Annotated in this window: 17 protein-coding genes; 8 read left to right on the top strand and 9 right to left on the bottom strand. The window is 68.0% G+C overall.

Going from position 1 to position 14,388, the window contains the following annotated elements:
• Window positions 1–23: 23 nt before the first annotated feature.
• From FPZ54_RS08060 to FPZ54_RS08050, 3 genes are read left to right on the top strand one after another with little or no spacing between them, the layout of a single operon-like run.
• Window positions 24–338 (top strand): ArsR/SmtB family transcription factor, encoded by a 315-nt coding sequence (locus tag FPZ54_RS08060; RefSeq protein ID WP_145846285.1) that lies wholly within the window; start codon window positions 24–26, stop codon window positions 336–338.
• 4 nt (window positions 339–342) lie between these two features.
• On the top strand, window positions 343–864 hold the full coding sequence (locus tag FPZ54_RS08055; protein WP_145846284.1) for a rhodanese family protein: 522 nt from the start codon (window positions 343–345) through the stop codon (window positions 862–864).
• A 6-nt stretch (window positions 865–870) separates the two neighbouring features.
• Window positions 871–1,647, top strand: a complete 777-nt coding sequence (locus FPZ54_RS08050; protein ID WP_145846283.1) for a sulfite exporter TauE/SafE family protein — start codon at window positions 871–873, stop codon at window positions 1,645–1,647.
• A gap of 4 nt (window positions 1,648–1,651) precedes the next feature.
• On the opposite strand, the gene FPZ54_RS08045 is transcribed toward FPZ54_RS08050, so the two are convergent.
• The 3 genes from FPZ54_RS08045 to gltX all read right to left on the bottom strand — a co-directional run bounded on the left by FPZ54_RS08045 (window position 1,652) and on the right by gltX (window position 4,667).
• Window positions 1,652–1,843: a hypothetical protein gene (locus FPZ54_RS08045; RefSeq protein WP_145846281.1), complete on the bottom strand. Its 192-nt coding sequence runs from the start codon at window positions 1,841–1,843 to the stop codon at window positions 1,652–1,654.
• An 89-nt stretch (window positions 1,844–1,932) separates the two neighbouring features.
• Window positions 1,933–3,207, bottom strand: a complete 1,275-nt coding sequence (gene gltA / locus FPZ54_RS08040) for a citrate synthase (protein ID WP_145846280.1) — start codon at window positions 3,205–3,207, stop codon at window positions 1,933–1,935.
• A 29-nt stretch (window positions 3,208–3,236) separates the two neighbouring features.
• On the bottom strand, window positions 3,237–4,667 hold the full coding sequence (gene gltX, locus FPZ54_RS08035) for a glutamate--tRNA ligase (RefSeq protein ID WP_145846279.1): 1,431 nt from the start codon (window positions 4,665–4,667) through the stop codon (window positions 3,237–3,239).
• 163 nt (window positions 4,668–4,830) lie between these two features.
• Between gltX and FPZ54_RS08030 the strand changes: the two genes are divergently transcribed.
• The gene (locus FPZ54_RS08030) at window positions 4,831–6,954 is read left to right on the top strand and encodes a ComEC/Rec2 family competence protein (RefSeq protein ID WP_422396563.1); all 2,124 of its coding nucleotides are present in this window, start codon (window positions 4,831–4,833) and stop codon (window positions 6,952–6,954) included.
• Between the two features lie 12 nt (window positions 6,955–6,966).
• On the opposite strand, the gene FPZ54_RS08025 is transcribed toward FPZ54_RS08030, so the two are convergent.
• Genes FPZ54_RS08025 through FPZ54_RS19805 form a run of 3 tightly spaced genes read right to left on the bottom strand, consistent with a single transcriptional unit; the run spans window position 6,967 to window position 10,233 of the window.
• Window positions 6,967–8,712 (bottom strand): asparagine synthetase B family protein, encoded by a 1,746-nt coding sequence (locus FPZ54_RS08025; protein ID WP_145846277.1) that lies wholly within the window; start codon window positions 8,710–8,712, stop codon window positions 6,967–6,969.
• A gap of 17 nt (window positions 8,713–8,729) precedes the next feature.
• Window positions 8,730–10,094, bottom strand: a complete 1,365-nt coding sequence (locus tag FPZ54_RS08020) for a DUF5935 domain-containing protein (protein ID WP_145846276.1) — start codon at window positions 10,092–10,094, stop codon at window positions 8,730–8,732.
• Window positions 10,087–10,233: a hypothetical protein gene (locus FPZ54_RS19805; protein WP_156442820.1), complete on the bottom strand. Its 147-nt coding sequence runs from the start codon at window positions 10,231–10,233 to the stop codon at window positions 10,087–10,089. The genes FPZ54_RS08020 and FPZ54_RS19805 overlap by 8 nt, the downstream gene beginning before the upstream one ends.
• A gap of 172 nt (window positions 10,234–10,405) precedes the next feature.
• Between FPZ54_RS19805 and FPZ54_RS08015 the strand changes: the two genes are divergently transcribed.
• Together FPZ54_RS08015 and FPZ54_RS08010 are read left to right on the top strand one after the other, a co-directional pair.
• Window positions 10,406–11,647, top strand: coding sequence for a TIGR04063 family PEP-CTERM/XrtA system glycosyltransferase (locus FPZ54_RS08015; protein ID WP_145846274.1), 1,242 nt, complete (start codon window positions 10,406–10,408; stop codon window positions 11,645–11,647).
• A complete protein-coding gene (locus tag FPZ54_RS08010; RefSeq protein WP_145846273.1) occupies window positions 11,617–12,552 on the top strand; it encodes a hypothetical protein in 936 nt (311 codons plus the stop codon). Before FPZ54_RS08015 ends, FPZ54_RS08010 begins: the two co-directional genes overlap by 31 nt.
• Window positions 12,553–12,556: 4 nt before the next feature.
• Here FPZ54_RS08010 and FPZ54_RS08005 read toward each other — a convergent pair whose 3' ends face one another.
• Window positions 12,557–12,871, bottom strand: coding sequence for a hypothetical protein (locus tag FPZ54_RS08005; protein WP_145846271.1), 315 nt, complete (start codon window positions 12,869–12,871; stop codon window positions 12,557–12,559).
• Window positions 12,868–13,068: a hypothetical protein gene (locus tag FPZ54_RS08000; protein ID WP_145846270.1), complete on the bottom strand. Its 201-nt coding sequence runs from the start codon at window positions 13,066–13,068 to the stop codon at window positions 12,868–12,870. Before FPZ54_RS08000 ends, FPZ54_RS08005 begins: the two co-directional genes overlap by 4 nt.
• Window positions 13,069–13,170: 102 nt before the next feature.
• Here FPZ54_RS08000 and FPZ54_RS07995 point away from each other — a divergent pair, with 102 nt between their 5' ends.
• A complete protein-coding gene (locus tag FPZ54_RS07995) occupies window positions 13,171–13,791 on the top strand; it encodes a S24 family peptidase (RefSeq protein ID WP_145846269.1) in 621 nt (206 codons plus the stop codon).
• A gap of 6 nt (window positions 13,792–13,797) precedes the next feature.
• Here FPZ54_RS07995 and FPZ54_RS07990 read toward each other — a convergent pair whose 3' ends face one another.
• Window positions 13,798–13,983: a hypothetical protein gene (locus FPZ54_RS07990; RefSeq protein WP_145846268.1), complete on the bottom strand. Its 186-nt coding sequence runs from the start codon at window positions 13,981–13,983 to the stop codon at window positions 13,798–13,800.
• Between the two features lie 176 nt (window positions 13,984–14,159).
• Between FPZ54_RS07990 and FPZ54_RS07985 the strand changes: the two genes are divergently transcribed.
• A complete protein-coding gene (locus tag FPZ54_RS07985) occupies window positions 14,160–14,372 on the top strand; it encodes a hypothetical protein (RefSeq protein ID WP_145846266.1) in 213 nt (70 codons plus the stop codon).
• Window positions 14,373–14,388: the final 16 nt, after the last annotated feature.

The following is a 14,388-nucleotide window of genomic DNA, read 5'->3' as shown; positions in this document are numbered from 1 at the left end:
ATGCCTAATGTAAGGAAGTGCAGATGCTCAAGGCTCCGATGGATCTGTCGACCTTTGCCGCGAAGGCGGACGCCGTGGCCGCATTGCTCAAGGCGATGGGCAATGGCCGTCGCCTGATTGTGCTGTGCAAGCTGGTCGAACATGGCGAGATGAACGTGACCGACCTGTCGCATGAGGTCGCGCTGTCGCAATCGGCGCTGTCGCAGCATCTGGCGAAGATGCGCGACGAAGGACTCGTCGCCTTTCGCCGCGAAGGGCAGACTTTGTGGTACCGGATCGCCGATCCGCGGACCGAGGCGCTGCTCGCCACCCTCTACCAACTCTATTGCAAGGACTGACGTGATGACGATCAGGGCAATCGCGCCCGTCGACGCGCGGCGGGCGGTGGAAGCCGGCGCGTTGCTGGTCGATATCCGCGATGCGGACGAACATGCGCGCGAGAAGATTCCAGGCGCGCTCAACGTGCCGCTGGCGCGGATCGGGGAGGTGGCGGCGCTGGGGCGCCCGCTGGTGTTCCACTGCCGTTCGGGAATGCGGACGCAGGCCAATGCCGATGCGCTGCGCGCGGCGGCGGCGGGATCGCCCTGCCATCTGCTGGAGGGCGGGATCGAGGGCTGGCGCAAGGCGGGACTGCCCGTCGCGGTTGACCGCAACCAGCCGCTGGAACTGATGCGTCAGGTGCAGATCGGCGCTGGATCGCTGACGCTGACCAGCATCGCGCTTGGCTTTCTGGTCCATCCCGGCTTTTTCGGCCTGTCGGCCTTTGTCGGCGCCGGGCTGACGGTCGCGGGCATGATCGGTTGGTGCGGCATGGCGCTGTTGCTGCGGCGGATGCCGTGGAATCGCGCGCTGCAGGCCGGGTGAGCCGATATGGCCGTTGCCACCCTCTTGGCGACGATCGCGTCTGGCGCGCTGATCGGTCTGGTCCTGGGGCTGGTCGGGGGCGGGGGATCGATCCTGGCCGTGCCGTTGCTGGTGCATGGCGTAGGGGTCACGTCCGCCCATACGGCGATCGGCACCGCAGCGGTGGCGGTCGCGGCCAATGCGCTGGCCGGGCTGGTCGGCCATGCGCGGGCAGGGACGGTGAAGTGGCGCTGTGGCCTGTTATTCGCGGCGGCGGGAATGATCGGCGCGGCGGCGGGGGCGGAGATCGGCAAGGCGGTGGATGGTCAGCGCCTGTTGATGCTGTTCGGGCTGCTGATGATCGGCGTCGGCCTGTCGATGTTCCGCAAGCGCCGTGGTGCCGAGATGCCCGATGTCCGGCTGAGCCGGGATACCGCACGCCACCTCGTCCCCCGGCTGATTCCGGCGGGGCTGGGCGTGGGGCTGGCATCGGGCTTTTTCGGGATTGGCGGCGGGTTCCTGATCGTGCCCGCACTGATCGCGGCGACGCGGATGTCGCTTCCTCAAGCTGCGGGAACCTCGCTGGTGGTGGTCAGCGCGCTGGGGGCGACGACTGCGGGCTCCTATGCGCTGTCGGGCTATGTCGACTGGCGGATCGCCGGTCTGATGCTGGTCGGCGGGGTCGGGGGTGCCGTGGCGGGAATCGCGCTGGGCAAGCGTCTGGCGGCACGCAAGGGGCTGCTGGAGCGGTTGTTCGCGGTCGTGGTGATCGCGGTCGGCCTCTACCTGATCGTCGCGCGCTGACCGCTCAGCGGCGGCGCATTGCCGCGATCAGGATTGCGCCGACGCCGGCGAGAACCGCGCCGCGCAGCGCCCATTGCCTGTCGGCGATCATGAAGCTCTGTGGTGGCCAGTTGAGCAGGTCCAGACCCTGCGCGACCCAGAGCAGGCCGATCAGGATCGCGAGAATTCCGGCGAGGACGAGAATGGTGTGGCGCATCGGGGACTCCGGACAGGGTCAGCGGTTCAAACGAAAAGGGGACCGCCGCGTTGCGACGATCCCCGGTTTCGTTTCACGGCGCGTGTGGCTCAGCGCTGGCTGACCGGCACGTAATCGCGCTGGGTCGGGCCGGTATAGAGCTGGCGCGGGCGGCCGATCTTCTGGTCCGGATCGCTGATCATTTCGTTCCACTGTGCGACCCAGCCGACGGTGCGGGCCAGGGCGAAGAGGACGGTGAACATCGTCGTCGGGAAGCCGATCGCCGAGAGGATCACGCCCGAATAGAAATCGACATTCGGGTAGAGCTTCTTGTCGATGAAATACGGGTCGCTGAGCGCGATCCGCTCCAGCTCGCGCGCCGTGTCGAGCACCGGATCGTTGATCCCCAGGCTGTCGAGCACGTCGCTCGCGGCCTTGGACAGCACCTTCGCGCGCGGGTCGAAATTCTTGTACACGCGGTGGCCGAAGCCCATCAGGCGGAAGGGATCGTCCTTGTTCTTGGCGCGGGCGATATATTCGGGAATCCGCTCGGGACGGCCGATCTCGCGCAGCATGTTGAGCGCGGCCTCGTTCGCGCCGCCATGCGCCGGACCCCAGAGGCAGGCGATGCCCGCCGCGATGCAGGCGAAGGGATTGGCGCCCGACGAACCCGCGAGACGTACGGTCGAAGTCGATGCATTCTGTTCGTGATCGGCGTGGAGGATGAAAATCTTGTCCATCGCCGCCTCGACCACCGGGTCGACGACATACTCCTCGGCAGGCACGCCAAAGGTCATGCGCAGGAAATTGCCGGTGTAGGACAGCGAGTTGTCCGGATAGAGGAACGGCTGGCCGACGCTGTACTTGTACGCCATCGCCGCGATCGTCGGCATCTTGGCGATCAGCCGGTGGCTGGCGATCATCCGCTGCTGCGGATCGGTGATGTCGGTCGAGTCGTGATAAAAGGCCGAGAGCGCGCCGACCACGCCGCACATGATCGCCATCGGGTGCGCGTCGCGGCGGAAGCCGCGATAGAATTGCGCCAGCTGCTCGTGCAGCATCGTGTGGCGGCTGATGGTGTAGCTGAACTTGTCGAGTTCGTCCTTGCTCGGCAGCTCATGGTTGAGCAGCAGATAGGCGACTTCCATGAAGCTCGACTGTTCGGCAAGCTGGTCGATCGGGTAACCGCGATGCAGCAGCACCCCCGCATCGCCATCGATATAGGTCAGCCCGCTTTCGCAGCTGGCGGTCGAAGTGAAGCCGGGATCGTAGGTGAACATGCCCGACTGGGCATAGAATTTGCGGATATCGACGACCTCGGGACCCACGCTCCCCTTTCGAACCGGATAATCCTTGTCGCCCAGTTTGAGAGTGGAGTCGGTCATCGTCACTTCCTTTCCTTCAGCCGTCCGTGTCATTCGCCCGGGGAGGCCGTCATCTGATCCGCAATGCGTCCAAGGCTTTCGTCGCGCCCAAGCAGGACGAGGACGTCGAAAATGCCCGGCGAGGTGCGTTTGCCGGTGAGCGCTGCGCGAAGCGGTTGTGCCACCGCCCCCAGCTTCACGCCCGCCGACTCCGCGACCTCGCGTACTGCGGTTTCGAGCGCTTCCGTATTCCAGTTCGCCACCGCGTCAAGCGCATCGTGCAGGCTGGCGAGAAGCGCTCGCGCGCCGCCCTCTAGCAGAGCTTGTGCATCTGCGTCCATTTCCAGCGGGCGGGTGCGAAACAAAAAGGCCGCGCCCTGGGCAATTTCGATGAGATTGGCCGCGCGCGGCTTGAGCGCATACATGCTGCGCTGCAGAAGATCGCGCTGCTCCGCGCTCGCCTCGAACGGCAGGAAGCGCGCCGCCAGATCGGCGAGTCGGGCATCGTCGGCGGCGCGGATATAATGGCCGTTGAGGCTGTCGAGCTTCTTGAGGTCGAAGCGTGAGGGCGACTTGCCGACGCCGTCGAGCGTGAACCATTCGACGGCCTGCTCGCGGCTGATGATCTCCGCATCGCCATGGCCCCAGCCGAGGCGGAGCAGGTGGTTGAACAGCGCTTCGGGCAGCACGCCGAGTTCGTCGCGGTAGTCATTGACGCCGAGCGCGCCGTGGCGTTTCGACAGCTTTGCCCCGTCCGCGCCGTGGATCAGCGGGATATGGGCATAGGTCGGCTCGGGCCAGTTCATCGCGCGGATGATGGTCAACTGGCGGAAGGCGTTGTTGAGGTGATCGTCGCCGCGGATGACATGCGTGACGCCCATGTCGTGATCATCGACCACCACCGCGAGCATATAGGTCGGCGTGCCGTCCGAGCGCAGCAGGACCATGTCGTCCAGCTCGGCATTCTGCACCGTCACTTCGCCCTGGACGAGGTCGCGGATCGTGGTCGCGCCTTCACGCTCGGCGCGGATGCGCACGACGTGCGGCTGGTCGAGCGGGCCATCGCTGCGGTCGCGCCAGGGGCTGCGGATGCGATAGGGCCTTTTCGCCGCCTGTGCCTCCTCGCGCTGCGCGGCGATTTCCTCCTGGCTCATCCAGCAGCGATAGGCATGGCCCGAATCGAGCATCTGGTGCGCGACCGCCGCGTGGCGATCGGCGCGCGCGAACTGATAGACTTCCTCGCCATCCCAATCGAGGCCGAGCCAGCGCATCCCGTCAAGGATCGCGGCGATGGCGGGCTGCGTCGAACGGGCGCGATCGGTGTCCTCGATCCGCAGCAGGAACTTGCCGCCATGATGGCGCGCGAACAGCCAGTTGAACAGCGCGGTGCGCGCGCCGCCGATATGCAGGAATCCCGTCGGCGAAGGCGCGAAGCGCGTGACGATATTCGTGCCCGAAACGGGCTCAGTAACTGCGCTCAAAACCGCGCGACCTCCGACATGTGATAGACCGGGCCGAACCGGCCCGGGGCGCCCGTAGCACGCAGTTTGAGCGGCTTCAAACCGCAGCGGATCGGGGGATGTTGGCGCAGCTTGCCTGAACCGCGATCCTCCCGCAGGTTCGGCGACGATGGGGAGCCGAGCCATGAGCGCGCCGGGGGCGGCGCGGGCGATGCCGGACCCGCCCGGCGCGCGCGCCGGAGCGGCGGCGGAACGCTGGCTGGAGGCCGAGCGCGGGCAGTTGTTCCTGTGGGTGCCGGTGATGCTGGGCATGGGGATCGCGGCGTGGTTCGTGCTGCCCGATGCGGCGCGATGGGGGGCGGTGATCCTGGGATCGCTGGCGGTCGGGGCGGCTGCGCTTGCGGTGGGGCGCGGCGGGCGGGCGGCACGGGCGCTGGCCTGGGGCGCGGTGCTGGTGGCGCTGGGCTGCGCGCTGGTGTGGTGGCGGGCCGAGCGCGTGGCGGCGCCGGTGCTGGCGCGACCGGCGGTGGTGCAGGTGGCGGGGACGGTCGAGCGGATCGAACCGCTGCCCGCGCGCGAGCTGGTACGGCTGCGCATCGCCACCGACGCGGCGACCCGGCTGCCGCCGACGGTGCGGGTCAATCTGGCGGTGAAGGATATGCCGGATGGGCTGACGCCCGGCGCGCGGGTGCGGCTGCGGGCGCGGCTGATGCCGCCAGCGCCGGCAGCCGTGCCGGGGGCCTATGCATTCGACCGGGTGGCTTGGTTCGAGGGGCTGGGCGCGACGGGGCGGGGATTCGCGCGGGTCGCGGTGGTGGTGCCGGGGCGACCCGATAGCGGGCTGCGCGCGCGGCTGACGGCGCATGTCCAGAGCCAGATCGGGGGGAGCGCGGGCGGGATCGCCGCAGCGCTCGTGACCGGCGACCGGGGGGCGATCAGCGAGGAGGATGCCGAGGCGCTGCGCCGGTCGGGGCTGGCGCATCTGTTGTCGGTCAGCGGGCTGCATGTGACGGCGGTGGTCGGGGCGACGATGTTGCTGGTGCTGCGGCTGCTGGCGCTCAGTCCGACACTGGCGCTGCGCTGGCCGCTGCCGGTGATCGCGGCGGGCGCGGCGGGTATGGTGGCGATCGGCTATACGCTGCTGACCGGGGCGGAGGTGCCGACGGTGCGGTCGTGCATCGCGGCGCTGATGGTGCTGGCGGCGATGATGCTGGGGCGGCAGGCGATCACGCTGCGGCTGGTCGCGTTCGGCGCGCTGGTCGTGCTGCTGCTCTGGCCCGAGGCGCTGATGGGGCCGAGCTTCCAGATGAGTTTCGCCGCGGTAACCGCGATCGTCGCGCTGTTCGAGAGCGCGCGGGTGCGCGGCTGGTTCGAGCGGCGCGAGGAGGGCTGGGGGATGCGAGTCGGGCGCGGTATCGGCTCGCTGCTGCTGACCGGGCTGGTGGTCGAGATCGCGCTGACGCCGATCGCGCTCTATCATTTTCACAAGTCGGGGATTTACGGCGCGTTGGCGAACATCGTCGCGATCCCGCTGACCACCTTTGTGGTGATGCCGTTCGAGGCGGCGGGGCTGTTCTTCGACCTGGCCGGGCTGGGCGCGCCCTTCTGGTGGGTGGCGGAACAGGGGTTGCATCTGCTGTTGTGGATCGCGCACAGCGTCGCCAATGCGCCCGGCGCGCTGGCGATGCTGCCTGCCATGCCGGGCGGGGCCTATGCGCTGATGGTCGCTGGCGGGCTGTGGATCACACTGTGGCGGACACGGGTGCGGGTGGCCGGGCTGCTGCCGGTGGCGGCGGGGGCGGTTTGGGCGTTGGCGACGCCGATGCCGGATCTGCTGGTGACCGGTGACGGCAAGCATCTCGCGCTGCGGATGCCAGGCGGCGAGATGGCGCTGCTGCGCGACCGGGCGGGGGATTATGTCCGGGACACGCTGGCAGAGAATGGTGGGGTCGATGCCGCGCTCCCCGCACTGGCCGACCAGCGCGACGCGCGATGCAGCGCGGACCTGTGCGTGGTGACGGTGGAGCGCGGAGGACGGACATGGCGGATCGCGGCGACGCGGAGCGGCTATCGGGTGCCGTGGCGCGAGATGGTGGATTTGTGTGCGTCGGTGGATATTTTCATCGCGGATCGCTGGCTGCCCCGGGGCTGCACCCCGCGCTGGCTAAAGCTCGACCGCGCGCTGCTGCGCCAGACCGGCGGGGTGGCGATAACCTTTGGACCGGAGCCGCATGTGGAAACCGTACGCGCGCCGGGGGCGCGGCATCCATGGCTGAAGCCCGAGACGGTGATGTCACCACGACCGTAAGGAAAGGGTGGCTTAGCGGCTGACCCGCGACCCCAGCCGGGCGGCGAGATATTCGAGGTTGGCGACCCGGCGCCACACCGCGCTGTCGGTGATCGCCTCCGGATTGAAAAAGGCGCGCATCGCCGGGAAGTCCAGATCGATCACGCGGGCCATATAGTCGGCGCCCATCGCGCCGCCGTGTTCGTCGCCCATCGGGCCGAGGCGGCGACGTAGTGCGTAGCTGTGGTGGCGCAGCCAGACCGGGCGGATGCGGGTCAGCCATTCGGTGCGGCGATGGGCGAGATTGGGCGGCCCGGCAAAGTCATGGCCATAGGCGGAGGGCTGGGCGGCGAGGATCGGGTCGATGGCGTTGAGCAGCTCCGCCTCGAACCGCCCGGCATATTTGAGCGGCAATGGCAGCGTCATCGCCTCCGCCACCACGCGGTGGTCGAGGAAGGGCATGAGATAGGGGCTGAACCGCGCCTCCAGGCTGATTTCGCGGCCGAACAGGGCGCGACAGCGGATGCGGGGGTAGATTTGCTCGATCCGGTTGCGGGGCAGGCGGCCCGTGGCGGCGGGCGGCTCGAGCGCGGCGCCGATCTTGGCCGCGATGGCGTTCAGAAAGGCGCCGGGATCGAACCGGTCGGTGGCGTCTGCGGGCGTGAAGCGCGCGAAGAAGGTGCGGGCGATGTCGTGTGCGCTGTAGCGCCGGTTCGGCAGGTAGAAAAAGTTGCGGTAGATCTCGCCGCATCCGCCTGAAACCGCGAGCGCGCCATCGGCATGGCGTGCCAGCTGGGCCGCGCCGTTGGTGCCGTTGTCGAAGAGATTTCCGAAGGTCGGCAGCCCGTCATATTGGTGGTAGTTGCGGTTCACCAGCTCGGGGAAGGCGTCGGGCGGGACGCTGCCGTCCTCCTTGTCCAGCCATTCGACCGGGAAGCCCAGCGCGGCGCCGATGGCGTGGGCGATCACCACATCCTCATCACCCGGCACGCCATAGACATAGACGTGGGGGGCGCAGCCACGGTCGCGGAGCGCGGCGAGGACGAGACGCGAATCGAGACCGCCCGAAAGCGGCGCGCGGACATTGCCGCCCAGCGCATCGACATGCGCGCCGACGATGGCGAGCAGCCGATCGCGGTGGCGGGCGATCCGTTCGGGAAGCGGCAGGTCGCTTGGCGTATCGGGCAGCGGCTTGGCGACCGTGTGGCGGACCACCCCGGTCGGGGTCAGTTCGGCGACGACATGCGGCGAAAGCGTCTTGAGCTGTTCGAACACCGTATCATCGCCGGTGGGCATGACGTTGAAGACGAGTTCATACACCCCCTGGGCATCGAAGCCGAGGCGGGGCAGCGCTTGTGCCGCGGCGAGGAAGGTGGTGGCGAAGACGCGGTCCTGCGTGTCGTGGAACAGCTGGAACGCGGCGAAATAATCGCCGAACAGGAAGTTGCGGCCGCCGCGCCGGACCAGTGCGACGAACTGGCCACCCAGCCGATCCCAGTTGAGCGCGAGCGGGTCCATCGCGAGCAGCGCGGCGAGCGCGTCGGGGCCGAGCTTGCCGTCGGCGACCAGCGTCCCGGCGAGCGCGACGAGATCGTCGCCCTGACACAGCAAAGTCTGCGGCCCCGCGATGATGTGGCCCGTGTGGAGAAGGGTCCAGCCGGGCAGCGCGACTTCCTGGGGCGCCGGAAACCCCTGGCCCGCAAGCACGGCGCGCGCCTCGCGCAGCGCGGAGTCAGCAAAGCGCGGCTCATCGTTACGGACAAGGAACAGGCTGGCCATGGGCGGTTCCTAACCGATCATGCCGCCGCTGGCGCGGGCGAAGTGTCGCGTTTCTTGCGCATCGGCTGCAGCCCCTCTTCGGCACGCTTGCGCGCGAGATAGGTGTCCAGGCCGATCTGCGCGCCAACCAGCATATAGACGAAGGGGTTGAGCGCGATGCCGACGAACAGCGATCCGAACAGATAGATGATGTGCCCATGCTGAAGCGCGGTCGCGAGCGGCGCGATCCATGCCTGTTCCGGGGGGACATTGCGGTAGCGACGGCGCAGCACCTCCATGCGCAAAATGCCGCCCAAATGGATCATCAGCCACAGGATGAAGCCGGGCCAGCCCTGTTCGCCCAGCATTTCGAAAAAGGCGGAGTGATAGGCGCGCGACTTGTCGATTTCGGGCGTGCGGACGACGGTGCGGCTCGCGCCTTCGCCGACGATCTCGACCTTGTCGTACTTGATCTCGTTCTGGCGATAGGCTTCAAATCCGCCGCCCATCGGGTGCGTTTTCACATAGTCCCAGGTCCATTTCCACACCTCGATCCGGGTCGAGGCGGAGGCGTCGGCCTGATAGCTGGAGATCGTCCCCATCCGTTCGGTGAAACTGGCGGGGAGGAAGGGGATCGAAGCGACCGCGAGGAATCCTGCGCCTGCGATGTAGAGGATGCGCCGCTTGACGTCGCGCAGCATCAGCACGGCGAGCAGGCCCGCGCAGACCAGGCCCGTGCGCGCCTGCGTCCCCACCGGCATCAGCAGGCAGGCGAAGATCAGGGCATAGCCGAAGGTCTTTACCCGCCAGTCGGGCGGGAAGATCGTACCGTACTTCGTGAACCACAGGATCAGCGGGATCAGGCAGATCGCAACGGCGGAGATGATGCTGCCCTCGAACAGGCCGCTATTATTGTCGACGATCAGCTTGAGCTGGCCATAGCCGCCGCCGCCCAGCGCGGTCTTGACCCCGCCCGCAATGATGATCGTGGAGACGGAGAGCAGCATGAACAGCAGCAATGCCTCGATCCGCAGCCTTGTGCGCAGGGTGAGGGGGAGGAAGATCGCAAAGGCCAATGCCTTCCACACCCAGTCCCATTTATACGCGGCGTCGATCGGGAAATCGGCGTTGAGCGTGGTGTAATAGCACCAGCCGAGCAAAGCGAGCATCAGCCCCTGACGCGGCGCGACGCGGGTGTCGCGCTTGTCGTCCATCGCCGCCCAGGACAGCACCGCAAACGCCACCGCCATTGCCGAAATCGGAAAGGCGTTGAGCAGGAAATAGCTCATCCGCTGGGGCGAGACGATGTCGATATAGACATAGGCGAGCACGAACAGGAACGGCCGGCGCAGGCCGAGCGCGAAGATGGCTCCCAGGAATGCGATGAAGGCGAGATCACGCACCGGGGCGTTTCCAGCCGCGCTTGGGCGGCGGCGGCTTGCCGTCCAGGCTGTCGTCATCGACCGCCGGGCTGTTGACCAGACGCCAGGCGACGACGAGCAGCAGCCCGTGGGTGAGCGCGAGAACCAGCGTGTCGATCATCGTAGGGAGGCGCGCTCCTGTTGAGTTACGGCACCGGCCCGCTCCCCCACCCGGCCACCCACAGGATACACTGTCGTTGGGTGGCCGGGTGGGGGAGCGGGCCGGTGCCGCAAACAGGCTTAGCCGCTTCCGGTTGACGGGCCGTTAAGTGATCGCGTGGCAGAGGGACGCCATGCGGATCCTGCACGTCCTTGACCATTCGCTGCCGTTGCACAGCGGTTACACCTTTCGCACGCGCGCGATCCTCAAGGCGCAGATGGAGCGCGGCTGGACCGTCGCAGGCGTCACGGGGCCGCGCTACCATACCGGCGATTCGCCGTTCGAGACGCTCGACGGGATCGATTTCCACCGCACCAGACAGATGCGCCGCCTGCCCCCTGTGCTGGGCGAGCTGGCGGAGATCGCGGCGTTCGCGCGTCGGATCGATTCGGTCGTGCAGCGCTTTCGGCCGGACATCCTCCACGCGCATTCGCCGGTGATCGACCCGCTGGCGGCGATGCGCGCGGCGAAGAAGCACGGCATTCCGTTGCTCTACGAAATCCGCGCATTCTGGGAGGATGCGGCGGTCGGCAATGGGACGGGGACCGAGGGATCGGTCAAATATCGCGCGATCCGGGCGCTGGAGACCTGGGCGGCGAAGCGCGTCGATGCGGTCGCGGTGATCTGCGAGGGCCTGAAGCGCGACCTGATCGCGCGCGGGATCGATGCGGGGAAGATCATGGTCTCCCCCAATGGCGTCGACCTGCATCTGTTCGGCGATCCGGCACCGCGCGACGAAGCACTGGCGGCGCAGCTGGGGCTGGATGGGGCGGACACGATCGGGTTCATCGGCAGTTTTTACGATTATGAGGGGCTGGACGATCTGATCGCGGCGATGCCGGCTTTGCTGGCGCGACGGCCAAAGGCGCGGCTGGTGATGGTCGGCGGCGGACCGATGGAGGAGGCGTTGCGTGCGCAGGCGGCGGCGTCGAGCGCGGCCCATGCGATCCATTTCGTCGGTCGCGTGCCGCATCACCAGGTGGAACGCTATTATTCGCTGATCGACCTGCTGGTCTATCCGCGCAAGCATATGCGGCTCACCGATCTGGTGACGCCGTTGAAGCCGATCGAGGCGATGGCGCAGCAGCGGCTGGTGGCGGCGTCCGATGTCGGCGGGCATCGCGAGCTGATCCGCCATGGCGATACCGGCACCCTGTTCCCGCCCGACGACCCGGCGGCGCTGGCCGATGCCGTGGCGGCCGTGTTCGCGGATCGCAGCACATGGGACGCGCAGCGCGCACGGGGACGCGCCTTTGTCGAGGCCGAGCGTAACTGGTCGTCAAACATTTCCCGGTACGAACCTGTTTACCAAAAACTGATCGACGCCCGCATTTCGGAAGATTCATGGTCGCGTACAGCATCGTCCACCGTCTGACCCCCAATCTCGCGCTTGCCGTTGCGGGCGGAGCGGGGGCGCTTGTCGCGGCGGCAAGCCTGTTGATCCCGGGCCCGGTGCTGGAAGAGATGGTGCTGGCGAGCGGGATCGCGGCGTTCGTGCCCGCGGCCGAGCCGCCTTTGGGGCTGACCGCGCGCATCTGTATCGGGCTGTTCGCGGGCGGGCTGATCTCGCTGCTGGCGTGGTTCGCGCTGTCGGCGCTGCTTGCCTGGACCGATTCGCGCGCGGTGACGCTGGATGAGGATGGCGAGCGCCGTCCGGTGGTGCGCCGCGCCGACGCGCATCCCGACGCGCGCCCGCGCGTGCCGCTGCGCGCCAGCGACCTGGAGGTGCCGTCGCGCCGCAAGGCGGGGCGCCCCGAGCCGGTCGCGCAGAATGACGACGTCCTCGAACTGGCCGATGAGGCGTTTACCGAAGAGGCGGTGCCGGAGGAACCGGTGATCGCGATGGGGCCGCCGAGCGAGGGGCGCCCGGTTCATGCCGAGCCTCCCGAGGTTCAGCATCTGCCCGACAATCTCAACCTGCCGCTTTCCGCCTTCGACCCCTCCGCGATTCCGCCGGTGCCGATGGCGCCGCCGCCGCCGGTGCGCCCGCTGCGTCGACGCCCGACCCGCACGCCGATCTATGACGAGAGCGAGCGGTTCGAGACGTTCGAGCTGACCCCGGCGGTGCGTCCCGCGCCGATGGGGGCACCTGCGGTCGATGAAGCGGCGATCGCCGATCCGCGCACCGAGGCGAGCGTCCATGCGCTGCTGGAGCGGCTGGAGCGAGGGTTGGCGACCCGTGGTCCGGTACCCGAGCCTGTCCCGGCGCCCGCACCCGAACCGACACATGGACTTGAGGATACGCTGTCGCAACTGCGCCGCATGGCGATGCGGGCCTGATTTCCTAGCCTTCTTCCACCGTCAGCACCCCGATCCGTAGCTCCAGCCTCTCGCCGACCCGCATGCGCGAATCGACCGCGAGATCGGCGACGAGATGGCCGCGCAACGCGAATTCGGCTTCGGGCAGTCCCGCAAGCCATGCATCGAGCGTGTGCGAGGAGCTGGCCGCCAGCGCGAGATCGTGCCGCGCGCCGGTGAAGGTGGCGCTTGCCCAGCGGGTCCAGCTTGCCTCGACGATAGCCAGATCGACTCCAGCCGCTGCGGCCTTATGGAGAAGCGCGCGTTCGAGCAGTACGCCGACGTCGGGTCCGTGGCTCATTGCGCGGCCCCCCGTCCATGCGAAACCGGAGGCCTGGACAGGAATGCCTCGACCCGTTTGAGCGTATCCTCGCGCAGCTCGCGCCCTCTTCGCAGGTCGCCCACCAGCCGCGGATCATTGACCGCGAGCCTGCCGAATTTGGTCTGCGGCATATCGTGCCGCCGCAGAAACCGTTCCACTTTTCCCAGAATCGCCATCGCCCTTCCCTCGTCCTGTCGGGGCCTTCCCCGACTCATATGTTCAGTAAATGTTCTCATTTCCAACTTGTCTAGGAAAAATCCTGCGACTATGGTTCGGCCATGGAATCGGCGGATCAGCGACGCGCATTGGCAGCGGCGGCGGAGGCGCGCGGAGAATCACTCGCGGCGCTCTCACGCCTGATCGGGCGCAATGCCGCCTATCTCCAGCAATATGTGACGCGGGGTAGCCCGCGGCTGCTGGCGGAGGGGGACCGGAGGCGGCTGGCGCGCTATCTGGGGGTGAGTGACGCGGCGCTGGGCGGGCCGGTGGCGGAGGGGCTGGTCGCGGTGGCGCGCGTCGATGCCGGGGCGGCGGCGGGGCGCGGGCGCGTGGTGGAGAGCGAGCGGCGCAGCCCGTTGCTGCTCGACCCTGCATTGCTGCGGCGGCTGGGGGTGCGGCCCGACATGGCCTCGACCATCCGGGTCGAGGGCGAGTCGATGGAACCGACCCTATGCGATGGCGACGAGATCCTGGTCGACGGTGCGCGCCGCACGCCCGGGCCGCGCCCGGCAATCCATGTGTTTCGTCGCGACGGGATGCTCGCGGTCAAGCGCCTGCGAATGCTGGGAAGCGAGGTCGAGCTGGTCAGCGACAATCCCGACTATGGGTGCGAGATCGTGGCGGCGCGGACGATCGAGGTGGTGGGCCGGGTGGTGTGGTTGCACCGCGCGCTGGTTTGACAGCGCCTAGCGGCTGCCGCGCAGCCGGTCGACCAGCGCGACCAGGAGGACAAGGCCGATCCCTGCGCCCAGGCCATAGACGAACCCAAGCGAAGGCTGGCCCTGGCGGACGCCGATCACCGTGCCGACGATCAGGCTGAGAGCGAGAAGGGCGCCGCCGGCGATCGGGGCGGGTTTCGATGAGCGGCTCATGCGGGCGCCATGCCACGTCCCGGGCCGGGACGCCACCGTCCCGTTGCGGTACGTGCGGCACGGCCGAAAGCGCATGGTTTCCAGCGATTTACCGTCGAGATGCCCGGAAACCCCGGCTTCCCGCGCGCTGGCACGCGCGATGCGTGCAGGCGCGCGAACCTTTCGCAGGAGCCCCCATGTCGCCGATCCCCTATCTTGCTGACCGCGCCCATGTGTTCGATGCTGCGGATCTGATCCGCGCCTTCGGAGACGATGCGGGGCTGGAAGCGGCAGCGCGGGCAGACAGGTTTCGCGACCTGGGCAATCACATCAACTTCTGTCGCTGGCGCCAGATCGAGCGGCTGATCGTGCTGATGAGCGTCAACCGCGCGGTCGGCACCGTTCACTGACGGACATGCCCCGCGA

Source organism: Sphingomonas suaedae (assembly GCF_007833215.1).
GTDB classification, from domain to species: domain Bacteria; phylum Pseudomonadota; class Alphaproteobacteria; order Sphingomonadales; family Sphingomonadaceae; genus Sphingomonas; species Sphingomonas suaedae.
This window is presented reverse-complemented; position numbering and strand designations above follow the sequence as displayed.

Coding starts and splice junctions, on each gene's coding strand:
- FPZ54_RS08060 (WP_145846285.1), top strand. CDS start 24: ATGCTCAAGGCTCCGATGGATCTGTCGACCTTTGCCGCGAAGGCGGAC.
- FPZ54_RS08055 (WP_145846284.1), top strand. CDS start 343: ATGACGATCAGGGCAATCGCGCCCGTCGACGCGCGGCGGGCGGTGGAA.
- FPZ54_RS08050 (WP_145846283.1), top strand. CDS start 871: ATGGCCGTTGCCACCCTCTTGGCGACGATCGCGTCTGGCGCGCTGATC.
- FPZ54_RS08045 (WP_145846281.1), bottom strand. CDS start 1,843: ATGCGCCACACCATTCTCGTCCTCGCCGGAATTCTCGCGATCCTGATC.
- gltA (WP_145846280.1), bottom strand. CDS start 3,207: ATGACCGACTCCACTCTCAAACTGGGCGACAAGGATTATCCGGTTCGA.
- FPZ54_RS08030 (WP_422396563.1), top strand. CDS start 4,831: ATGAGCGCGCCGGGGGCGGCGCGGGCGATGCCGGACCCGCCCGGCGCG.
- FPZ54_RS08025 (WP_145846277.1), bottom strand. CDS start 8,712: ATGGCCAGCCTGTTCCTTGTCCGTAACGATGAGCCGCGCTTTGCTGAC.
- FPZ54_RS19805 (WP_156442820.1), bottom strand. CDS start 10,233: ATGATCGACACGCTGGTTCTCGCGCTCACCCACGGGCTGCTGCTCGTC.
- FPZ54_RS08015 (WP_145846274.1), top strand. CDS start 10,406: ATGCGGATCCTGCACGTCCTTGACCATTCGCTGCCGTTGCACAGCGGT.
- FPZ54_RS08010 (WP_145846273.1), top strand. CDS start 11,617: ATGGTCGCGTACAGCATCGTCCACCGTCTGACCCCCAATCTCGCGCTT.
- FPZ54_RS08005 (WP_145846271.1), bottom strand. CDS start 12,871: ATGAGCCACGGACCCGACGTCGGCGTACTGCTCGAACGCGCGCTTCTC.
- FPZ54_RS08000 (WP_145846270.1), bottom strand. CDS start 13,068: ATGGCGATTCTGGGAAAAGTGGAACGGTTTCTGCGGCGGCACGATATG.
- FPZ54_RS07995 (WP_145846269.1), top strand. CDS start 13,171: ATGGAATCGGCGGATCAGCGACGCGCATTGGCAGCGGCGGCGGAGGCG.
- FPZ54_RS07990 (WP_145846268.1), bottom strand. CDS start 13,983: ATGAGCCGCTCATCGAAACCCGCCCCGATCGCCGGCGGCGCCCTTCTC.
- FPZ54_RS07985 (WP_145846266.1), top strand. CDS start 14,160: ATGTCGCCGATCCCCTATCTTGCTGACCGCGCCCATGTGTTCGATGCT.